The sequence below is a fragment of the Kitasatospora sp. NPDC048239 genome (assembly GCF_043202015.1).
GTDB lineage: Bacteria > Actinomycetota > Actinomycetes > Streptomycetales > Streptomycetaceae > Kitasatospora.
On record NZ_JBICZP010000012.1, the window covers coordinates 210,937 to 232,814 of the forward strand.

Below are 21,878 nucleotides of genomic sequence, written 5' to 3' on the forward strand. Positions count from 1 at the left end.
CCTAGCCCCTTTCCGGATCGCACCGCTGCGGCCCCGCCGCCGCAGCGGTGCTGTCCGCCGCGCTCCGCCGGGCCAGGAAGAGGTAGGTCCGCCAGGGCAGGGTGAAGGACCCGCCGAGCTCCCGGAGCAGGGCGCTCTCCAGGTCCTTCACCAGGTCGTCGCGGACCCCGTCCGGGAGCACCAGCAGCTGGGAGGTGGTGGCGCGGTAGGCCGCGAAATCCGCCGCCTCCCAGTCCTGCTCCCAGTCGTAGGTGAGCAGTTCGAGCTCCTGGAACCCGTGCCGCCGCGCCGTCGGCTCGGTCGGCCAGACCGCCGGGCCGAGGCCTCCGTCGTCCCGGGCCTCCTGCCCGTGCCGGGCGAAGACCCGCTCGATCACCGACCGGGCGGGCGTCTCGCCCCACTGCTCGACGTCCCACCGCTCGACGTTCCAGAGCAGCGCGAGCAGGCCGCCCGGTGCGACCGTCTCGGCGGCCTTGGCCCAGCACCGCTCCTGGTCGAACCAGTGCCAGGCCTGGGCGCAGACCAGGCCCGAACTGCGGTACGGCGGGCGCCAGTCCTCGAAGGACTCGACGTGGACGCCGACGCCGCGCACCCCGGCGTCGGCGTTCGCGCGCAGCAGCACCGTCGCCATGCCCAGGTCCGGCTCCACGCAGGTGACCTGGACACCCCGGGCGGCGAACAGGCGGGTCGCCTTGCCGGTACCCGCACCGGGTTCGACCAGGGTCGGCCCGGGCAGTCGGGAGACGATCTCCCGGATCGCGGGCTCCGGGTAGGACGGCCGGGCCACCTCGTACAGCGACGCCGCCGGGCCATAGCTCCGGGCCCGCTTCGCCCACTCGTCGGGCGTGTTCACTCGGCTCCCCCTCAGGGATCGTACGGCTACTCGGACTTGACGGGCTTGGGGACGAACAGGGCGGCCAGCGCCGCGCCGAGCCCCGCCAGCACGGCGGCGATCAACGCGATCCGCAGCCCGGCGGCGGACGGGTGGACTGCGCCGCCGTCCGCCGCCGAGGCGGTGGTGGTCAGTGCGGCCAGTACGGCGCTCACGACCGCGCTGGCCACCGAGGCGCCGATCGAACGGACCAGGGTGTTCAGGCCGTTGGCGGCCGCCGTCTGGGAGTGCGGGGTGGCGGCGACGATCAGCGCGGGCATCGCGGCGAAGGCCAGCGCCAGGCCGGCGCCGACGATCACGGCCAGGACCGACAGCCACCAGCCGCCGCCGAGCAGCGGGATGCCGGTCGCGTAGCCGACCGCGATCACCAGGGCGCCGAGGACGAGCGTGGCCCGGGCGCCCCACCGGGTGGACACCGCCGGGGAGAGCAGCGCGACGGCCATCATCACCACGCCGGCGACGGACTGCAGGAGCCCGGTCTCCACCATCGAGAAGCCCGCGCCGTAGCCGGTGCTCGGCGGGGCCTGGAGGATGTGCGGCAGCACCAGGGAGATCACGAACATCGCGAAGCCGACCAGCAGCGTCGCCGCGTTGGTCGCCAGCACCGGGCGGCTCGCCGAGGTGCGCAGGTCCACCAGCGGCTGTGCGGTGCGCAGTTCGAAGCGGACCCACCAGAGCGCCGCGGCCACTCCGAGGGCGAGCGCCCCGAGCGTCGGCCCGCTGGTCCAGCCCCAGCCGCGCCCCTTGGACAGGGCGAGCAGCAGGCAGACCAGGGCGACGCAGAGTCCGGCCGCGCCCGGCCAGTCGAAGCGTCCGCCGAAGCGCACCCCGGTGGCGGGGATGTAGCGCGCGGCGAGCAGCAGGTTGCCCGCGCCTAGGGCGGCGACCGCCCAGAACAGCACGTGCCAGTCGGCGTGTTGGGAGAGGAATGCGGAGAACGGGAAGCCGATGGTGGAGCCGACGCCGACGGTGGAGCTCATCACCGCGAGGGCCCGGCCGAGGCGTTCGCGCGGGACTTCGTCGCGCATGATGCTCAGGCCCAGTGGCAGTGCCCCGGCGCCGCAGCCCTGGAGGGCGCGGCCGGCGATCAGGACGGAGATCGAGTCGGCGACCGCGCACAGCATCGATCCGGCGACCATCAGCGCCAGGCACCAGAGCAGCACCCGGCGTTTGCCCAGCATGTCGCCCAGCCGACCGCTGACCGGGGTGCAGACGGCGGCGACCAGCAGCGTCGCCGTGACGGTCCAGGCGGCGTTGGCCGGCGAGGTGTGCAGCAGCTGCGGGAGGGAGGGCAGCAGTGGGATCGGCACGGTGTTGACCAGTGCCGCGGTGAACCCGCCCAGCGCGAGCGCGGGCACGGCGGCGCGTCGACCCCCGGCGGCGCCGGGCGGGGCGGGCGGCTCGCCGGTTCGGGCGGATCCTGCTGCGGTGGGTCGCACGGGGGTGGACCTCCCTTGGTCGTGGGGCGGGTGGACGGTGCCGGGCCCCCGCCCGCCGGGACGGGGCGGGCGGGGGCTCCCAACGGGCGGCTTCCAGCGGCTTCGAGCGGCCTCGGGCGGCCTCGGGCGGCCTCGGGCGGCTTCAGGGCGGGTGGTTCGGGTGCGGCGGTGCGGCGGTCAGGCGGTCCGCTCGGCCACCGCGCGCGCCACGGCCCGGACGGTGGGTTCGCGCATGAACTCGCCCAGCGGGTACTGGTAGCCGAACCGGTCCCGGATCCGGCTGAGGATCCGCACGGCCTTCAGCGAGTTGCCGCCGAGGTCGAAGAAGGAGCGGTCCAACGGTACGGATTCCAGCCGCAGTTCGGCGCACCACATCAGGTGCAGGGCCTGCTCCGCCGGGGTGGCGGGGGTGTCCCCGGCCGTGGCGGCCGCGGCCGTGTCCGGCACCTGGGCCGGGAGTGCGCCCGGCCTCCCCACCGGATCCGGCAGGTCCTGTGCCCGCAGCTTGCCGCTGGCGTTGACCGGCAGCCGGTCCAGCCGCACCCAGTGGTCCGGGACCAGATAGGGCGGCAGTGTCGCGGCGAGGCCGGTGCGCAGCGCGGCGCTCCACTCGGCGCCGCCGTCCGCCTCGGGCGCGACCACGTAGGCGACCAGCTGGGCCTCGCCGTCCGCGTCCCGGCGGGCGAGTACGGCGGCGTCGCGGACCCCGGGCAGCCGCCCGAGCGCCCACTGCACCTCGCCGGGCTCCACCCGGTGGCCGCGGATCTTCACCTGCTCGTCGGTCCGGCCCAGGTACTCCAGCGTGCCGTCGGCGCGCAGCCGCACGAGGTCGCCGGTCAGGTAGACCCGCTCGTCGGGGCCGGCCGGGCCGGCCGGGAAGCGCTCCGCCGTCCGCGCCTCGTCCCCGAGGTAGCCGGTGGCCAGCCCTGGTCCGGCCAGGGCGAGTTCGCCGGTGGCGCCGACCGGAACGGGCCGGCCCGCGCGGTCCAGGACGTGCACCCGGACGTTGTCCACCGGCCGCCCGATCGGGATCCGTGCCTCGTCCAGGTCGGTGACCAGGTGCGAGAGGGCGATCACCGAGGCCTCGGTCGGGCCGTACTCGTTGAACAACCGCGCCTCGGGGTGGGCGGCGAGGAAGCGGCGCAGTGCCGGGGTGGCGACCAGCTGCTCCCCCGCGAGCCGGACCTCGCGCAGGGTCGGTACGGAAAGGCCGTGCTCCACCAGGTACTTGAACGGGGTGCCGGCCATGTGCAGCCGTTCGACCCGGTGGCGGCGCATCGCGGCGGCAAGCTCGGCCGGGTCGCCGCGCAGCGCCTCGGGGACGAGGACGAGGGTGGCGCCGGCGGCCAGGGTCGCGAAGATCTCCTGCACGCTGACGTCGAACCCGGTGGAGGTCCACTGGAGGGTGCGCAGCGCCGGGCCGGTCCGCAGCTGCCAGCGGACCAGGTTGACCGGGCCGCGGTGGGGCACCAGGACGCCCTTGGGCCGGCCGGTGGAGCCGGAGGTGTAGATGCAGTACGCCGGGTCGTCCGGGCCGACGGCCGGATCGGGCCGGGTGTCGGGGAGCCCGTCGCGGGCGTCGTCGAGCAGGAGGACGGGGACGTCCGCCGTCTCCCGGCGGTCGGTGAGCAGTAGGACGGCGCCGCTGTCGGCGAGGCAGTCGGCGACCCGTTCGGCGGGCAGCGAGCGGTCCAGCGGGAGGTAGGCCGCGCCGGTCTTGAGGACGGCGAGCAGCGCGGTGACCAGGTCGGCGCCGGCGGGCAGGCCGACCCCGACGATGCGGCCCGGACCGGCGCCCCGGGCCGCCAGGGCGTGTGCGAGCCGGTTGGCGGCGCGGTCCAGCTCCCGGTAGCTGACGGCGATGTCGTCGCCCAGCAGGGCCGGGGCGTCGGGCGTGGCGTCGGCCTGCCGCTCGACCAGCTGGTGCAGGCAGTCCGGGGAGGTCCCGGTGGGCTCGCCGTGCCGGGCCTCGACCGCCGCCCGGTCGCCGCCGGTCAGGGCGGTGAGCTCGGAGAGCGCTGCGGGGCCGGCCTGGCGCAGTACCTGCTCCAGGTAGTCGAGGATCCGCCGGACGGTGGACTCCTCGAACCGCGCGGCGTTGTACTCGACCGCGCAGCGCAGTCCGGCCGCGTGCCGGGTGAGGTAGAAGGTCAGGTCGAACGGCGCCCGGTCGCTGGGCAGGTCGACCAGTTCGACGCCGATCCGCGGCGGGTCGAACTCCAGCGGGGTGTGGTTCTCGTACTCGACCATCACGCCGAACAGCGGGTTGGCGCCGGGGACGCGTTCGGGGTTGAGGGCGTCCACGAGTTCGTCGAACGCCACGTCCTGGTGCTCGTAGGCGCGGGTGCTGCGTTCGCGGACCCGTCGGACGAGTTCGTCGAAGCCCGGGTCTCCGGAGAGGTCCATCCGCAGGACGACGGTGTCGATGAACATGCCGATGTGGTCCTCGGCGCCCTCGGGCCGGTTGGCGACCGCGGTGCCGAGCATGAAGTCGTCCTGGCCGCTCAGCCGTCCGAGGACGGCGCCCAGTGCGGCGAGCAGCACCATGAACGGCGTCGCCCCGGCGGAGCGGGCGAACCGCGCGACGTGGTCGGTGAGTTCGGCGTCGTAGTCGTGGACGAGGCTGCGGCCGCGGCTCGTTGCGGCGGCGGCTGCCGCCGGGCGGTCGGCGGGCAGGGCGAGGACGGGCGCGCCGGCCAGCTCCCCGGTCCAGAACTCCAGGCTGCGTGCGGCCGGTCCGGCCGGTGCGGCCGGCGGGTCGCCGAGCTCCGGCAGGTCGGTGGGCAGCGCGGGCCAGGCGCGGTAGTACGCGGCAAGGTCGAGGCAGAAGACCTGGGTGGAGAGCGAGTCGAAGACGATGTGGTGCGCGAGCAGGAACAGCACGTGCCGGTCCGGGCCGAGCCGGGCCAGGCGCAGCCGCACCAGCGGACCGGTGGCCAGGTCCAGGACGGTGTCCCGCTCGGCGTCGACCAGGGCGGCGAGCGCCTCCTCCACGGGCGTGCCGGTGAGGTCGGTGACCGGGCAGGGCAGCGGGGCGGGGGGCAGGACGACCTGGCGGAGCCCGCCGTCGGCCTCGTGGAACACCGTGCGCAGCTGCGGGTGGCGGGCGGCGACCCGGTCCAGCGCGCCGTGCAGGGCGGTGAGGTCCAGCGGACCGGTCAGCACGATGCCCTTCGGCTCGTGGTAGTCGGTGCGCCCCGGGTACATCCGGTCGACCAGCCAGAGCCGGCGCTGGGCGGGCGTGGCAGGGGCGACCTGGACGGCGGGCGTGGCCGGGGCGGCGGGCGTGGCCGGGGCCGCCTGCGGCTGCGATCGGGGTACCGGCCGGTGGGCGTCGCGGAGCTCGGTGACCAGGGGCAGCGCGGCCAGCAGCTGCTCGCCGGGCACGCCGAAGTCCACAAAGCAGGCGATCTCGTCGGCGCCGGCCGCGACCACCGCCTCGGCGACGGGCCGGGCGCTGTCCGGGCTGCCGATCAGGGCGCGGTCCTCGCAGTAGCGGTGGAACGCCCGGTCGAGCAGGAAGTCGACGTCCTCCGGGTCCGCCTTCTCCAGCTCGGTACCCAGGCCCAGGCTCTCGGCGAAGCCGCCGAGCAGCGAGAGCGAGGAGCGCAGGTAGGACCGGAACGGCCCGGCGGCCTCCCGGCGCGCCTGCTCCCGGTCGGCGCCCAGGTAGGTGTGCATCAGCACGACCACCCGCCCGGCCGCCGGGTCCAGGCCGCACTCGGCCCGGGTGCGGCGGTAGAGCGCGATGTTCGCCGCGAGGTCGGCCACGCTCTGGGTCATCAGGTTGGTGACCACGCCCAGGTCGTTCTCGGCGGCGCGGCGGTAGCTGTCGGGGTTGGCGACCACCGCGACGAACAGCGGCGGCTGCGGCTGCACCGGCCGGGGGAAGAGGCCCACCTCGACCTTGGCCCCGGTGCCGGAGACCGCGGCCACCTGCTCACCGGCCCAGAGCCGGCGGACGGTGCCGAGCTGCTCGTACATGAGCTCGCGGTGCCGGCCGTAGTTCCCGGGGGCCAGGACGAAGTCGTTGGCGTGCCAGCCGGACGCGACACAGAGCCCGGCCCGCCCGTGCGAGAGGTTGTCCACCACGGACCACTCCTCGGCGACCCGGATCGGGTCGTGCAGCGGCAGCACCACGGAGCCGGCGTGGATCCTGATCCGGGTGGTGCGGGCCGCCACGGCCGCCGCGAGGACGGACGGGTTGGGGAAGATCCCGCCGAAGGAGTCGAAGTGGCGTTCCGGCAGCCAGACGGCGTGGAGGCCGCTGCGGTCGGCGAACTCGGCGGCCGCGAGGACGTGGCCGTACTTGTCGGTCGCGGACTGGTCGGGGTAGTCGCCGAAGAAGTAGAGGCTGTAGTCGCAGGCGGCCCGGCCGGCCGGGGGCCGGCTCGCGGGCACGGGCGCGGGAGCAGGAGCGGCTGCGACCGGGGTGGGCGCGGGTATCGACCTGGCGGCGGGTACCGGCGCGGGCGCCGGGACCGGCGGGGCGGCGGGTACGGGGGCCGCAGTCGTCGGCCTCGGTACCGCAGCGGCCGCTGCGCCACCGACCGCGGCGGCGGGTGCGGAGGCGGGGGTGGTCGGACCAGCGCCGTTCACATCGCCCCACAAGTCCAGCTGGCGCGTCATCAGGCCGGTGACCTTGGCCATCATGTCCTCCGCGACCCGCAGCTGTGAGGCGCACAGCTGCGCCAGCTCGCTGCCGGGAACGGCCGTCGGCGGTGCAGCGGCCGTCGGCACGGCGTCGGCCGGTGCCGGGGCGGGCTCGGACGGTGCCGGGGCGGGCGCGGCCGGTGCCGGGGCGGGCGCGGCCGGTGCCGGGGCGGGCGCGGCCGCCATGGTCCCGGTCGGCGACGGGCTGACCGCGGAGTCGGCCACCCCGGCAGCCGCCGAGGCCTGAACCGGCGCCGGGGCCGGGGTCTGAACGGGGGCCGGGGCAGCCGCCTGGACCGGCCCAACCTCCGGAGCCGGAGCCGGAGCCGCAGCCACCGGGCCGTCGGCCCCCTGCGCGCCCAGCAGGCCCGCCAGCCTGCGCGGAGTGTCCGCCTCGTCGAAGAACGCCCGCATCGGCACCCGCACCCCGCACTCCCGGTCGAGTCGCCGGGCCAGCCCCACCAGCGACAGTGAGTCGCCACCAAGGGCGATGAAGGTCTCGTCCACATCGAGCAGCCCGGGCGCGAGGCCGAACCGCTCCGCCGTCAGCGAGCGGACCAGGTCGAGCAGACCGTCCGCCGCCCCGACCGCCCGCGGCGCCGCAGCCGGAGCCCCGCCGGCCACCGGTACCGCACGCACCGGTACCGCACTCGCCGGGATCGCACTCGCCGGGAGCGCACCCGCCGCCGGGCCCCCACCGCCGGACGGCACCCGCCGCCCGAGGACGGTCCGCCGGAACGGGTACCCGGGCAGCGGCACCCGGTGCCCGCCATCCGTCAGCCGGTCCCAGTCCAGCGCGAACCCGGCGCAGTACAGCTCGCCCGCGGCCAGCTGCAGCGCCGCCGACTGACCGCCGTCGCGCAGCTGGGAGGCGGTCCAGGCGAGGTCGGGCACGGCCCGCCGGCCGAGCAGCGTCAGCTCCTCGCGGGGGCCGATCTCCACCACCGTCTCGCAGCCGGTCGCGTGCAGCGCGGCCAGCGCCAGGTCGAAGCGGACCGGGCGGCGGGCCTGGCGCACCAGGTAGTCGGCGGGCGGCACCTCGCCGGCCGGCAGTGCCATGCCGTCCGCGGCGGTGATCAGCGGCACCCGCAGCGGGGCCAGCACGCAGGCCTCGACGGCCTGCGCCAGCGGCTGCAGGACGACGTCCAGCATCCCGCTGTGGAAGGCGCGGTCGACCGGCAGCCGGCGCGCCTCGATCCCCATCCCGTCGAGCAGTTCCTCCGCCGTCCGCAGGGCCAGCGGGGTGCCGGAGAGCACGAAGGTCCCGGCGCCGTTGCGGGCGGCGATCTCCAGTCCGCTCTCCCGCGCGACCCGCTCGGCGATGGCCGGGTCGGTGCGCAGCGAGAGCATTCCGCCCTCCGCCATCGCCGTCTCCATCAGCTCGCCGCGCCGTGCGGTCAGCCGGATCCCGTCCTCCAGGGAGAGCGCGCCGGCCGCGCAGAGTGCGGAGAGCTCGCCGAGGCTGTGGCCGAGGACCTGGCCGGGCTCGATCCCCCAGGCGCGCCACTGGGCGGTCAGCGCCGCCTGGAGTGCGAACAGCGCGGGCTGGGCGAGGCCGGTGGCCAGCGGTTCGCCCGACCGGCCGGAGTCCAGCAGCGCGGCCAGCAGGCCGGGGGTGCCGACGGCCTCCCGGTAGGCCTGTTCGCAGCGGTCGAGGACGTCCCGGACCACCGGCAGCGCCGGGTACAGCTCACTCGCCATGCCCCGGGACGCCGAGCCCTGCCCGCTGTACGCGAAGGCGGCCGCCTCCGGGGTGCCCGGGCGGGGAGTGCCCAGCCGGAACGCGGTGGCCGCGTCGGGCTCGGCTCCGGAGGCCAACCGGTCCAGTTCGCGGGCGAGTTCGTCGGTGTCGCTGCCGACGACGGCGGCCCGCACGGCCAGCCCCGGCCGGGTGGCCAGGCTTGCGGCGACATCCGCCACGGCCGTGTCCGGGTCGCGGCGCAGCCGGTCGGCGAGTTCGGCGGCCAGTTCGCGCACCGCCGCCTCGTCGCGCCCGCTCAGCGGGACGAGGCGGGCGCCCCCGGCCGCCGCCGCGGTGGCGGCCGGGCGCGGCGGGGCCTCCTCCAGGACGGCGAAGGCGTTGGTGCCGCCGACGCCCAGCGCGTTGACGCCGGCCCGCAGCACCGGCGAGCCGCCGGGCGCCTGCGGCATCGGGCCGTGCTTGGTCGCCAGGGTCAACGGACTTCCGTTCAGGGAGAGTTCGGGATTGGGGCGGTTCAGGTTGCGGGTCGGTACGAGCTCGCGGTGCTGGAGCATCAGCACCACCTTGATCAGCCCGGCCATGCCGGCACAGCTGTCGAGGTGGCCGATGGCGGCCTTCGCCGAGCCGACGGCGCAGAAACCCTCCGGGCCGTCCGGTGAGCCGAGGCCCAGGCTCAGGGCCTTGAACTCGACCGGGTCGCCGATCGGCGTGCCCGTCCCGTGGGCCTCGACGTAGCTGAGGTCCTCGCCGCGCACGCCGGCCCGGCGCAGAGCCTCGCGGACCACGTCGACCTGGCCCTGCACGCTGGGGGCGGTGAAGCCGACCTTGCGGGCGCCGTCGTTGTTGACGGCCGTGCCGGTGATGACGGCGAGGACGGGGTCGCCGTCGGCGAGCGCCCGGTCGAGGGGCTTGAGCAGCACCACGCCGATGCCGTTGCCGCCGACGGTGCCGTCGGCGGCCGCGTCGAAGGGGCGGCAGCCGCCAGTGGGCGAGAGGACGGACTCCGGGTGGTAGCGGTAGCCGGCGCCCTGCGGCAGCTGGAGGGCGGCCGCGCCGGCCAGCGCGAGGTCGGCCTCGCCGTTGCGCAGCGCCTGGACGGCGAGGTGCACGGCGACCAGGGAGGTGGAGCAGGCGGTGCGGATGCCGATCGCGGGCCCGGAGAGGCCGAGCCGGTAGGAGACCCGGGAGGCCAGGTAGTCGGGCAGGCTGCCGAGGGCGGCCTGCATGCCGTCGGCGAGGTCCGGGTCGGGTGCGGAGCTGTCGGACTGATAGCCCGTCAGATTGGCTCCCTCGCCCGCGTAGACGCCGATCCGCAGGCCGGGGGCGGGGTTCGCGTAGCCGGCCGTCTCCAGCGCGTGGTAGCTGGTCTGCAGGAACAACCGGTGGGCGGGGTGGGTGAGTTCGGCCTCGCGCGGGCTCATGCCGAAGAAGCCGGGGTCGAACGTGTCGACGCCGGTCAGGACGCCGCCGACCGGCACCCGGTCGGGTGCGGCACGTTGCGCCTCGGAGAGTCCGGCGGCCTGGAGGTCGGCCGGGGTGAAGGCGGTGAGGCAGTCGCGGCCGGTGCGGAGGTTCTCCCAGTACTCCTCGGGCGTTTCGGCGCCGGGGAAGCGCAGGCCCAGGCCGATCACGGCGATCGGCGCGTCCACGGCCACAGGCACAGGCACAGGTGCTGGCACCGGGACCTCGACCGGGATCGACACCGGCACCGGGACATCGGCTTGGACGACAGGCTCCGGCACCGGCACCGGCACCGGCTCCGACTCCGGCCGGGGCTTCCTGACCTCCCGCACCCCCAGGGAGCCGAGGTGGTCGGCGAGTTCGGCGATCGAGGGGTGCTCGAAGAGCGCGGAGACGGCCAGTTCGGCGCCGAACCGCAGAGCGAGGGCGCGGTGCAGCCGGACCATGGTGACCGAGCCGAGGCCGAGCTCGTAGAAGGGGGCCCGGTCGTCACCGCCGTCCCGGTCGACCCGGGTGCCGGACAGGGCCGCCACCTCGGCGCGCAGCAGGACGCGCAGTTCCGCCCCGCCCAGCCCGCCGCCACGCGGGGCGTCCTGCTCCGCGTCGGGCGCGGGGGCCGGCGCCGGCGCGAGCAGCTTCACCAGTTCGCCGCGGCGGACCTTGCCGCTGGAGGTCCTGGGGAAGTCCTCGGCGGCCAGCGGCACGACGTGCCGGGGGAACAGTCCGAGCCTGCGCAGCACCACGCGGCCGATCTCGGCCCGGGTCTCCTCCACCGGCCGGTCGCCCGTGGGGGCGAAGAACAGGGCGAGGGTCTCGCTGCCGAGCTCCTCGTCCGGCACCCCGCAGGCCGCCGCGCCGCCGGCGGCCACGCCCGGCACGGACTCGACCACCGTCTCGACGGCGTGGCAGGGGTGGTTCTCGCCGTTGATGATGACGATGTCCTTCTGGCGGCCGATCATCACGGCCTGGCCGTCCCGGATGAACGCCAGGTCCCCGGTGTCCAGCCAGGGCAGCTCCTCGCCGACGTCGACGAAGGTCTTCGCGTTGGCCTCGGGGTTGGCGAGGTAGCCGGGGGTGTTGCGGATCGAGCGGACCTGCAGGCGCCCGACCGTCCCCACCGGCACCACCGCGCCGTCCTCGTCGACCACCCGCAGGCCGGCGCCGGGGGCGGGGGCGCCGACGGCGACGAAGGTGGTGCACAGTTCGTCCGGCACGTCCGCGCCGGCGGCGACGGTGGCGCCGCCGAGGCTGTCGGTGCGCAGCCGGTGCAGGCTGCCGGGGGCCCGGTAGCGGCTCCAGCTGATCGCCGTGGTGGTCTCGGTCATGCCCCAGCAGGGCACGAAGCAGTCGGGGTCGACGCCGTAGGGGGCGGTGGCGGCGAGGAAGCCGTCCACCACCCGCGGGGGGATCTGCTCGCCGCCGCTGACCAGGGTGCGGACGTGGGCGAGGTCCCAGTCGGGGGCGGGGGCGTCCTGGAGTGCGGACCAGACCATGCGGAAGCCGAAGGACGGCGCCCAGGTGTGCCGGGAGCGGTGCTCGGTGACCAGGTCGAACCAGCGCAGCGGCTCGGCGAGCACCAGCTCGGTCGGGACCTGCACGTTGTCGCTGCCCAGGTAGACCGGCAGTACGTGGTAGAGCAGCAGCGCGGCGCTGGCGTCGACGGGCAGCCAGCTGAGGGTGGAGTCGTCCTCGCCCCAGCCGAGCGCCTGCCGGCTGCCGGGGAGGAAGTCCAGCAGCGCCTCGTGGGTGAGCGGGATGACCTTGGGCAGACCGGTGCTGCCGGAGGAGAGCATCAGCAGGGCCGGGTCGCTCCCGGCGGGGACGAACTCCCCCTGGCCGTCCTGGCCGTGCTCGCCGTCCTGACCGTCCTGACCCTCTTGGCCGTCCTGGCCGTGCTCGCCGCCGCCCGCGCGGCAGTCGGCGATGTCCAGTGCCTCCAGCGCAGCGCCCTCCGGGTGTCCCGCCAGGTCGGCGGTGCCGGCGGCGTCGGTCAGCACGCGGGGGCCGTCGAGCAGCGAGCAGGCGCCCGCGAGCCGTTCCACCGAGCGCTGCCGGGCCGAGGCGTCGCGGCGCACGTCGACCGGCAGCGGGACGATCCCGCCGAGCACGCAGGCCCAGAACGCCGGGAAGTAGTCGGCGAGTTCGAGGCCGTACAGGACGAGCACGTCACCGGGCCGGCAGCCGCCGCGGCGCAGTCCGGCGAGGACCGTACGGGCCTGGGCGAGCAGGTCCGGGTAGGGCATCCGGGTGGCCTGGCCGGCCGCGTCGATCACCACGACGCCCTGGTCCGGCCGGTCGGCGGCCGCCCGGGCCAGTACGGCGGCCAGGGTGGCCGGTTCGTCCGCCGCCCGGAGCACGTCCGGCCCGTGGCAGATCGCGGGTTCCGGCCGCTGCGGTGTGCGCTCGTCCTGCTGGGTCATCCGTCCGTCCCCCCGGTCAGCGGGTCCGGCGCCAGTAGGCGCCGTAGCCGTCGATGTCCTTGATCTCGTCGTCGATGCCGTGGCTGCGGCGGAAGTCGTGGACGGCCTCCTGGCACACCGTGATCAGGTAGTCGTCCACGATCACGAAGCCCCCGACGGAGAGCTTCGGGTAGAGGTTGGTGAGCGCGTCCATGGTCGACTCGTAGAGGTCGCCGTCGAGCCGCATCAGGGCCAGGCTGCGGATCGGGGCCTTGGGCAGGGTGTCCTTGAACCAGCCCGGCAGGAAGCGCACCTGGTCGTCCAGCAGCCCGTACGCCTCGAAGTTGCTGCGGACCTGCTCCAGCGGGACGCCCATCACGTCGTTGAGCAGGTGGGTCTCCAACTCGGCGTCGCCGGGGTGGCCCTCGGCGCCGACCTCGGGCATGCCGCGGAAGGAGTCGGCGGCCCAGACCCGGCGGTCCGTCACCCCGTGGGCGCGCAGCAGGGCGCGCAGGAAGATGGAGGTGCCGCCGCGCCAGACCCCGGTCTCGATGAAGTCGCCGGGGACGCCGTCGCGCAGGATCCGCTCGACGCAGTACTGGACGTTGTCCAGGCGGCGCAGGCCGACCATGGTGTGCGCCTTGCTCGGCCAGTCGAGCCCGGCGTGGCGGCTGATCGGGTCGTAGGAGCTGTCGGGGGCCCAGTCGCTGGGCAGTGGCGGGTCCTCGTAGATGACGTTGGTGAGGGTCTTCTTCAGCAGGTCCAGATACAGCTCGGTGCCGGTGTCCACGGCAGCCGCCTTTCCTGTCGTACCGCCCGGTGTGCCGGCTGTGGTGACTCCGGTCGCACCGCCGGGCGGGGTGCCGGTCGGGGGGTCGCCGAGCAGGTCGCCCCGGAGCAGGGCGACGGCCCGGGAGGCCTGTTCGGTGAGGAGGAAGTGCCCCGCCCCGGTCGCGGTGCGGATCTCGACGGGCCGGCCGACCGCCTCCTGCCAGTCCTGCGCCCGGTACGGCGCGGTGACCGGGTCGGCGTCGCCCCACAGGACGGTGACCGGGCTGTTCAGGGGTCGGCGCGGGGGGCGGTAGTGGTAGGCGTCGGTCAGCCTGGCGTCCTCGCGGACCAGGCCGGCGTAGTAGGCCATCGCGTCGCGGTCCCGGGCGATCTCGGCGGGGACGCTGCCGAGCCGGAGCAGGAAGGCCTCGACCTCGGAGTCCGGGGTGTCGGCGTCCCACTTCGGGCCGAAGCCGCGCTGTGGCGGCGGGCAGGCGGAGACCACCAGGCGCCGGGCGGGCGGGAAGCCGCGCTCCTGGAGCAGGCGGGCGGCCTCGTAGGCGATCAGGGCGCCCATGCTGTGGCCGAGCAGCACCCAGTCGGCGCCGTCCGCCTCGGCGGCGATCACCCGGGCGAGGTCCTCGGCGGCCTCCGGGATGCCCTGGTATCCGCGCTCGGCCGAGCGGGTGCCGCGGCCGGCGGACTCGACCGGGCGGACCAGCAGTTCGCCGCCGAGCAGTTGCTGCCACTCCTGGAAGGCCGCCACCGTCCCGCCGGCGTGGGGGATGCAGAAGAGGACCGCTGGGGTACCACGAACCGGCAAGGCCGTCACCTCTCGCTGAAGGCGCCCGGTGGGGCGGGGTGTGCGGAGATCGCCGAGCGGGTCCGGTGGGTCCCGTCCGGCGTGAGGTTGATCACGGGGGCGGGAATACAATGTCACATGCGCCATGTCATGCCAAGGGGTCTCCTGACACAGACACATCAACCGCCACTCCCGTAACTGCACCTCAACAGCCCGTTTCAAACGGGGCGCACACGGTTGATCTGCGTACGGTTCATCGGCGCACGGCTCGTCAGCTCACGGCTCGACAGCCCACCGGGGAGGTCTGCCGGTGCACATCCGCCGGCGCACAGGGGGAAGGCGGAGCGGGCACGCCTCGGGACCCGCCCGCCGGGCGCACGGCGGGTCGGCTCCGATCCACGCAACGGCGGGCACGATCCACGCAACGGCGGGCACGGTGCAGGCGACGGCGGGCACGGTGCAGGCGCAGGCGACGGCGGGCACGGTGCAAGCGAGAAGCGGCGCGGTCCGGCCCGCATTCGGCCCGACCGCGCCGGCCCCAGGGATCAGCGAACCTCGGGAGTCAGAGGACCTTGGACACGGCGGAGGCCAGCGCCGGCAGCACGTCGGCCGGGTCGCGGAAGCGGTGCAGCAGTGCCCGGCCCTCGGCGCCGCGCAGGCGGGCGACGACCCTCGCCGGGAGGACCACCGTGCTCAGCAGCCCCGTGCCGTGGAAGCCCTCGACCGTCCAGGACACCCACGGCAGCGGGTAGTTGGCGGCCGGACTGAAGAACACCGGGCGCTGCCCCTGGAACCGCAGCTCGTACAGGCCGAAGCGGCTCCAGTTGGAGAAGCTGAACCGCCGCCGCTCCGGGTCGAAGCCGAGCGGCACGCAGTCCCGCAGCCGGGAGCGCCCGATCGCCTCCAGGAAGCCGAGGTTGGCCCGCATGTTGAGGTGGTCGTCGGCGAATCCCTCCAGCGCCTCCCGCAGGCCGGCGGCGAGCGCCGCCGGGCCGTCCTGCGGTGCGTACGGCAGGTGGATGTCGCTCAGCAGGTTGCCCACCAGGGAGGCCGGCAGGCCGAGCGAGCGGCGCACGTTGACCGGCACGGTGACCATGCGGGTCTCCGCGTCGCCGTCCAACTCCCGCAGCACGCTCACCAGATGGGCGCAGAACACATCGCCCGAGGAGAGCCGCCTCCCGGCCGTCGCCTCGAACTCCTCACGCATCCGGGCGAGTTCGGCGTCGCCGAGGTACATCTGCACGGTCCGGTTGGCCCGCGGCCCGAGCGCGACCTCGCGGGCCAGCAGTGCCGCCTCGGCCGCCTCGGGAAGCCGGAAGCCGGGCCGCCCGCAGTCCTCCTCGGGCAGCACCTTGTCCAGCAACACGTCCTGGTCCTCGACGAGTTCGGCCTCGGGGAGCTCCTCCCCCTCCACCGCCGCGGACCAGGCGCGCATCAGCAGCGCGAAGCTCTGCAGGTCGCCGATCGCATGGTGCCAGGAGCAGCCCAGCACCGTGCCGCCGCCGGACGGCCGGGTGACCCGGACGGTCAGCAGCGGCACCCCGCCCAGCCGGGCGGCGGGGGCGTCCACCGGGTCCACGAGCTGCGCGCCGGCCGCGGTGACCCGGCCCATCGCCTCGACGAGCGTGCCGTCGACCTCGTAGCCGTCCAGCGGCACGCCGGAGTCGTCGCAGACCACCTCCAGCACGTCGCCCACCGTGCGCAGCCGCCCGGCGAACACCGGTACCCGCTCCAGGGCGATCGCCAGTCCGGCGGCCAACCGGTCCTCGTCCAGGGCCTGTTCGAAGAAGAAGACCACCGACACCGACAGGTCGGCGAGCATGGTGTCCATCAACCCGCAACGGAGCACGGCCCCCTGCGCCCGGCCCGCCCGGACGACCCGGGACTCCCGCAGCTGCGGCCAGACACTCATGTTCCATCCCGGGGGCTCGCGCGGAGTCGTGCGGATCACTCCGAACCATAGGGCAGGCGCCCGGTACGGATCCAGTGGTCCAGTCCAATTGACAGGGTCTCGACCAGCCCGGGGACGCTCCGCGAGCCGCTCCGGGCCGCCGTCCGGCGGACTCCCGCAGGACGCGATCCGGCCCACCGGCGATAGAATCCCCGGTATGGGAGAGCGCGCAGGCGCGCCCGCCGCGCCGCCACTGATGCTCGTCACCGACACCGACTCGCAGCTGATCGACCCGAGCCGGGCGTACCACGTCGGCCGCGACCCGACGAGCGAGATCGTGCTGGACGACCCCCGGGTGTCCTGGCACCACGCCGTGCTGCGGGCGAGCGCCGGGCACTGGCTGCTGGAGGACGTCGGCAGCACCAACGGCACCTTCACCGACGGCCGCCGGATCCAACAGGAGGACATCGGCCCGGGCACCCGGCTGCGCTTCGGCAACGCCGCCGACGGCCCCTCCGCCACCTTCGCGGGCCTGCCCCAGCCGCCCGCCGGGGAGCGGCCCTCGCTGGTCGCCCCACAGGCCTCCGGCATCTTCCGGCAGCCGACCTCGGTGCTGCGGCTGCCCGGCCGCACCGTCCGGATCGGCCGGGCCGGCGACAACGACCTCGTCCTGAACGACCTGGTGGTCTCCCGCCACCACGCCGAACTGCGCACCCTGCCCGACGGCGGCCACGAGATCGTCGACCTGTCCAGCCACAACGGCACCTACCTCAACGGCCGGGCGATCCAGCAGGCGGCCGTGGGCCCCACCGACATCATCGGCATCGGCCACGCGGCGCTCTGCCTGGCCGACGGCGAGCTGGTCGAGTACACCGACACCGGCGAGATCTCGCTGAACGTGCAGGGCCTGGTGGTCCGGGTCGGCTCGGACCACCGGGTGCTGCTGGACGGCGTCAGCTTCCCGCTCGCCGAGAAGGCCCTGCTCGCCGTGGCCGGACCCTCCGGCGCGGGCAAGTCCACCCTGCTCAACGCCCTCACCGGCCTGCGCCCCGCCGACGAGGGAACCGTCCTGTACGACGGCCGCGACCTCTACCGCGACTACGCCGAGCTGCGCCGCCGGATCGGCCTCGTCCCGCAGGACGACATCCTGCACACCCAGCTCACCGTCCGCCGCGCGCTGTCCTACGCGGCCGAATTACGCTTCCCCGGCGACACCGAGCGCCACGAACGCCAGGCCCGGGTCGACGAGGTGATCCACGAGCTCGGCCTGGACAGCCGCGCCGACCTGGTCATCTCCAGCCTCTCCGGCGGCCAGCGCAAGCGCGTCAGCGTCGCCCTGGAGCTCCTCACCAAGCCCTCGCTGCTCTTCCTGGACGAGCCGACCTCCGGCCTCGACCCCGGGATGGAGCGCTCGGTGATGCAGATGCTGCGCAGCCTGGCCGACGACGGCCGCACGGTCGTGGTGGTCACCCACAGCGTGCTGAGCCTGGACGTCTGCGACCGCCTCCTGGTGCTCGCCCCCGGCGGCCGCACCGCCTACTACGGCCCGCCCGACGAGGCCCTGCCGTTCTTCGGCTTCACCGAGTGGCCGGAGGCCTTCGAGGCCTTCGAGAACGAGGACCACGCCGCCTGGCAGCGCCGCTTCCGCGAGTCCCCGCAGTACGACCGGTACGTGGCCGCCAACGCGCTGCCCCCGGCGCTGCGGGCGCCGCCCCCCGCCTCCCCGATCGGACCGGAGAAGCCGCAGAGCTGGGCCTCCCAGCTCAGCACCCTGATCCGCCGCTACACCTCCGTGCTGGCCGCCGACCGGCTCTTCCTCACCGTGATGATCGCGCTGCCGTTCATCATCGGCATCATGTGCCGGGCCATGGCCGGATCCCGGCTGAGCTCGGACAACGCCCTCAACTGCCTGCTCACCCTCTGCATCGGCGGCCTGCTCACCGGCTCCGCGAACGCGGTGCGCGAGATCGTCAAGGAACGGCCGATCTACCAGCGCGAACGGGTGGTCGGGCTGTCCAGATCCGCGTACCTGGTCTCCAAGGTGGTGGTGCTCGGCACGATCACGGTCGTCCAGGCCGCCGTGCTGACGGTCGTCGGCCTGGGCGGGGTGGACCTCAGCCCGCCGCTGCCGGGCGGCGGCCAGGTCCCCACCGGGGTGGTGCTGCCACCGCTGGCCGAACTCATCCTGGCCGTGGCGCTGCTGTCCTTCTCCGCGATGATGCTGGGCCTGCTGGTCTCCGCGCTGGTCCGCAAGGAGGAGGCCACAATGCCGCTGCTCGTCCTGCTCTCGGTGGTGCAGATCGTGTTCAGCGGGGCCATGCTGAAGCTGCACGGGGTTCCGGGCCTCGAACAGTTCGCCTGGTTCATCCCCTCCCGCTGGGGCCTGGCCGCGATGGCCCAGACCATCGACCTGCACGCGATCCTGCCCACCGCCATCACGGCCGACCCGCTGTTCCGCCCCGACCGGAGCGTGTGGCTGCGCGCGATGGCCCTGCTGGTGGGGCTGTCGGCGGTGTTCGGGCTCGCCGTGCTCGCGCTGCTGCGCCGCCAGGAGCCCGCGATCATGCGCAAGTGAAGCGGCCGCCGATGGACGGAGCCCACGGAGCCCATGGACGAATTCGCCTTCCACCCGACCCACGTCGCCCCGCCGGACGGCATGGCCACCTGGACCGCGCCCGACCCGGCCCGGCCCTCGACCCGGCTGGACCCGCTGCTGCCGGTCCAGCTGATCGGCCGCGAGGGCGACTGGGGACACGTCCTGTGCTCCAACGGGTGGGCCACCTGGGTGGACGGCCGGCTGCTGATCAGCCTCCCGGACGCGCCGCCCGCCGCCACCGGCCCGCCCAGCCGGACCGCCGACCCCCGGCCGGTGCTCGCCCAGGCGGAGGGCGCACTGGCCCGCTACCGGTCGCTGCTGGAGGACCTCGCCGCCGGGGGCGCCGACCTGGAGACCTTCCAGCAGCGCACCCGGGGGCTGCGGACCGGCCTGGTCATCGACGGCGACGCGCTCTGGGTCTTCGACCCGGTGCACGACCGCTGGTGCTACTGCGACGGGCTCCAGCTGCAGACCTACGCCGCCGCCGTACGGCCGACCGACACCCCGCCCGCGACACCCTCCACCCCGGTGCCGCGGGTGCCGCCGGAGCCGCCCGGCGAGTACGAGCCCACCCGGGCGGGTGAACCGTGATCCCCCCGGAGCGGCAGGGCGGCGGGGAGCCGGCCGAGGAGGCCGCCACCCGGGCCTCGCCGAGCCTGCCCTCCGGCATGGTGGGACGGCAGGTGGCCGGCTACCGGCTGGAGGCGGAGATCGGGCGGGGCGGCATGGCGGTCGTCTACCGGGCCAAGGACCTGCGGCTCCGCAGGACGGTCGCGGTCAAGCTGCTGGCGCCCGAACTGGCCCGCAACGAGATGTTCCGCCAGCGCTTCAGCCGCGAGTCCGAGGCCGCCGCCGCGATCGACCACCCGCACATCATCCCGGTGTTCGAGGCCGGCGAGACGGACGGCATCCTGTTCATCGCGATGCGCTTCGTCGAGGGCGGCGACCTGCGCGGCCTGATCACCCGCAGCGGGCCGTTCCCGGTCGACCGCGCCGCCCGGCTCGCCCTGCAGATCGGCTCCGCGCTGGACGCCGCGCACGACCGCGACCTGGTCCACCGGGACGTCAAGCCCGGCAACATCCTGGTCGCCGCCGGGACGGACGACGAGCACCCCGAGCACCTCTACCTGGCCGACTTCGGCCTCACCAAGAAGTCGCTCTCGCTGAGCGGGCTGACCAGCGTCGGCCAGATCGTCGGCACCCTGGACTACGCGGCGCCCGAGCAGATCTCCGGGCGGCCGCTGGACGGCCGCTGCGACCAGTACAGCCTGGGCTGCGTGGTCTTCGAGATGCTGGCCGGGGCGCCGCCGTTCCGCCGGGAGAGCGACCTCGCGCTGCTCTGGGCGCAGCTCAACGATCCGCCGCCCACCCTGCGGGCCCTGCGTCCCGACCTGTCCGAGGCGGTGGACGCCGTGGTGGCCCGCTCCCTCGCCAAGGCGCCGGAGGACCGCTGGGCCAGCTGCCTGCAGTTCGTCGCCGAGCTGCGCGCCGCCGCCACGCCCGTCCCCGGGCCCTGGGAGTCCGCCGGACCGCCCACCCAGGTGGTCCCGGCCTTCGGCACGCCGGTGCCGACCGAAGTCCCGCAGCCGCCCGCCTGGGCCACCCCGGTGGTCTACCCGGCCCGGCCTGCGCCGCTCTGACCGGGGCGCCGGCCCCCTCCGACTCCGCCGCTGCCACCCGTCCGGCGGTATGCCACCGGGTGAACCTCCGGCTACCGCCGCGCGGGCGGCGGTCCTGCCGGGGGCGGACCGGCGGGCGGCGGACCGGCGGCAGGAGGCGCCGCCGGGGGCGGTCCGGCCGCGGCCCCCTCCACCGGCACCTCGCCGCGCCGCCCGAAGCGGGCGGCCAGCAGGCCGCCCAGCCACCCCGCGACCAGTCCCCAGGCCGCCGCCAGCGGCACGGTCACCCACAGCACCGGGTCCAGCACCAGCTTGCCGCCGCCCAGGTCGGCGACCGGGTTGTCGCCCAGCACGGAGCCGAGCAGGTCGCCCAGCCCGCCCTGGCCGACGCCGACGCCGAGCACCGAGAGGCCGTAGGCGGCCGACACCCGCGACCAGACGCCCACCAGCAGCATGGTGACCGCCGCCGCCACACCGAGCCGGACGGCGTGCTGCCAGAGCCGGACGCCGCGCGGTGAGCGGTAGGCGGCCAGCACCCCGGCCGCGAGCATCAGCACCGCGGCCACCGGCAGCAGCCACCAGGCCCGGGCGTCGTAGTCGGCCAGCGCGCCCAGGTCCACGGTGGCCTCCTGGCCGTCCGGCGCCCGCAGCACATCGGCGAGGACGGGCGGCATCGGCAGCCCGATCCCGCCCTCCAGGTGGCCCTGCCACCGCCCGCCGAGCCCCACCCCGAACCCCAGCCAGGCCAGGTTGGGCATGGCCAGCAGCACGACCGCCATCGTCTCGCGGCCGTTGCCGTGCACCAGGGCGGTGACGACCCCGGCCGCCACCCCGATGACCACGTACACCAGCAGCACCAGCAGCATGGCGAAGGCGGCGGGCCGCACCACCCGTTGGAACGGCACCAGGCCGCGCGGCAGCGGCGCCCGGCGGGAGACGGCGAACAGCACCGCCAGCACCACCAGCAGCCAGAGCAGGCCGAACCCGAGCGTGCTCACCGCGTCCGCGTGGAAGCCGATCTCCGGGGTCAGCCCGAGGGCGCCGGAGAGCTCCTGCACGAGGTCCCCGCCGAGCGGGACGACGAAGGTGTGCCGGGCGCCGACGGTGAGCAGCGCCAGGGCCGCCAGCCAGACCACCACGGTCCGGGCCACCCGGCCCAGCAGCTCTCCGCCGCCGGCCACCGCGCGGAAGCGCAGCTGCCGCAGGAACACCTCGGCCGTCACCAGGGCGCCGACCAGGCTGACGGAGAGCGGCATCGCGGTGATCCCGGCGTCCACCTGGGCGAAGAAGCCGGCGCCGCCGTCCATCCGGACCGTCCCGCCGACGGCGAGGGCCAGGGTGGCGGCCAGGACGGACGGGAAGCCGCCGCCCGGGAGGTCGTCGGCGCCGGCCAGCCAGAGGCCGAGGGCGGCCACCGCCGCCATCGCGGCGACCCCGGCGAGCACCACCGCCAGGGCGTCCAGCCAGCCGCGCAGGGCGCCGGGCGGGCCGGCCGGCCGGGCCGCCGTGCTGAGGGGCTCCTGGTGCATGCGGGCTCCTGGTTCGACTCGGGTGCCCCCCTCGGGTCTGCCTCCAGGTTCACCCAGGTCGGCCGCCCGCGCGCTGCGCACGGCGACGGCCGGGTCACCTGCTGTTGCGGGTTCCGGAAAGCCG

General features: G+C 75.3%; 9 protein-coding genes. 3 read left to right on the forward strand and 6 right to left on the reverse strand.

Annotated elements, in window-relative coordinates; translation table 11 throughout:
• Position 1: 1 nt before the first annotated feature.
• From ACGFZP_RS28525 to ACGFZP_RS28545, 5 genes are all read right to left on the reverse strand, one after another.
• A complete protein-coding gene (locus tag ACGFZP_RS28525) occupies positions 2-853 on the reverse strand; it encodes a class I SAM-dependent methyltransferase (RefSeq protein WP_392938570.1) in 852 nt (283 codons plus the stop codon).
• A gap of 26 nt (positions 854-879) precedes the next feature.
• Entirely contained in the window at positions 880-2,331 is a 1,452-nt protein-coding gene (locus ACGFZP_RS28530) for an MFS transporter (protein WP_392938571.1), read from the reverse strand.
• Between the two features lie 177 nt (positions 2,332-2,508).
• Positions 2,509-12,567 (reverse strand): amino acid adenylation domain-containing protein, encoded by a 10,059-nt coding sequence (locus ACGFZP_RS28535; protein ID WP_392938574.1) that lies wholly within the window; start codon positions 12,565-12,567, stop codon positions 2,509-2,511.
• Positions 12,568-12,583: 16 nt separating this feature from the next.
• On the reverse strand, positions 12,584-14,140 hold the full coding sequence (locus ACGFZP_RS28540; RefSeq protein WP_392938577.1) for an alpha/beta fold hydrolase: 1,557 nt from the start codon (positions 14,138-14,140) through the stop codon (positions 12,584-12,586).
• A gap of 541 nt (positions 14,141-14,681) precedes the next feature.
• Positions 14,682-16,031 carry an acyltransferase gene (locus tag ACGFZP_RS28545; RefSeq protein WP_392938579.1) on the reverse strand — a complete coding sequence of 450 codons (1,350 nt, stop codon included), beginning with the start codon at positions 16,029-16,031 and terminating at the stop codon, positions 14,682-14,684.
• A 196-nt stretch (positions 16,032-16,227) separates the two neighbouring features.
• Between ACGFZP_RS28545 and ACGFZP_RS28550 the strand changes: the two genes are divergently transcribed.
• The 3 genes from ACGFZP_RS28550 (at position 16,228) to ACGFZP_RS28560 (ending at position 20,246) form a co-directional block, all read left to right on the forward strand.
• Positions 16,228-18,585 carry an FHA domain-containing protein gene (locus tag ACGFZP_RS28550; protein ID WP_392938581.1) on the forward strand — a complete coding sequence of 786 codons (2,358 nt, stop codon included), beginning with the start codon at positions 16,228-16,230 and terminating at the stop codon, positions 18,583-18,585.
• 33 nt (positions 18,586-18,618) lie between these two features.
• Entirely contained in the window at positions 18,619-19,197 is a 579-nt protein-coding gene (locus tag ACGFZP_RS28555; RefSeq protein ID WP_392938584.1) for a hypothetical protein, read from the forward strand.
• A gap of 77 nt (positions 19,198-19,274) precedes the next feature.
• The gene (locus tag ACGFZP_RS28560) at positions 19,275-20,246 is read left to right on the forward strand and encodes a serine/threonine-protein kinase (protein ID WP_392938702.1); all 972 of its coding nucleotides are present in this window, start codon (positions 19,275-19,277) and stop codon (positions 20,244-20,246) included.
• 71 nt (positions 20,247-20,317) lie between these two features.
• On the opposite strand, the gene ACGFZP_RS28565 is transcribed toward ACGFZP_RS28560, so the two are convergent.
• The gene (locus ACGFZP_RS28565) at positions 20,318-21,754 is read right to left on the reverse strand and encodes a streptophobe family protein (protein WP_392938587.1); all 1,437 of its coding nucleotides are present in this window, start codon (positions 21,752-21,754) and stop codon (positions 20,318-20,320) included.
• Between the last annotated feature and the right edge of the window lie 124 nt (positions 21,755-21,878).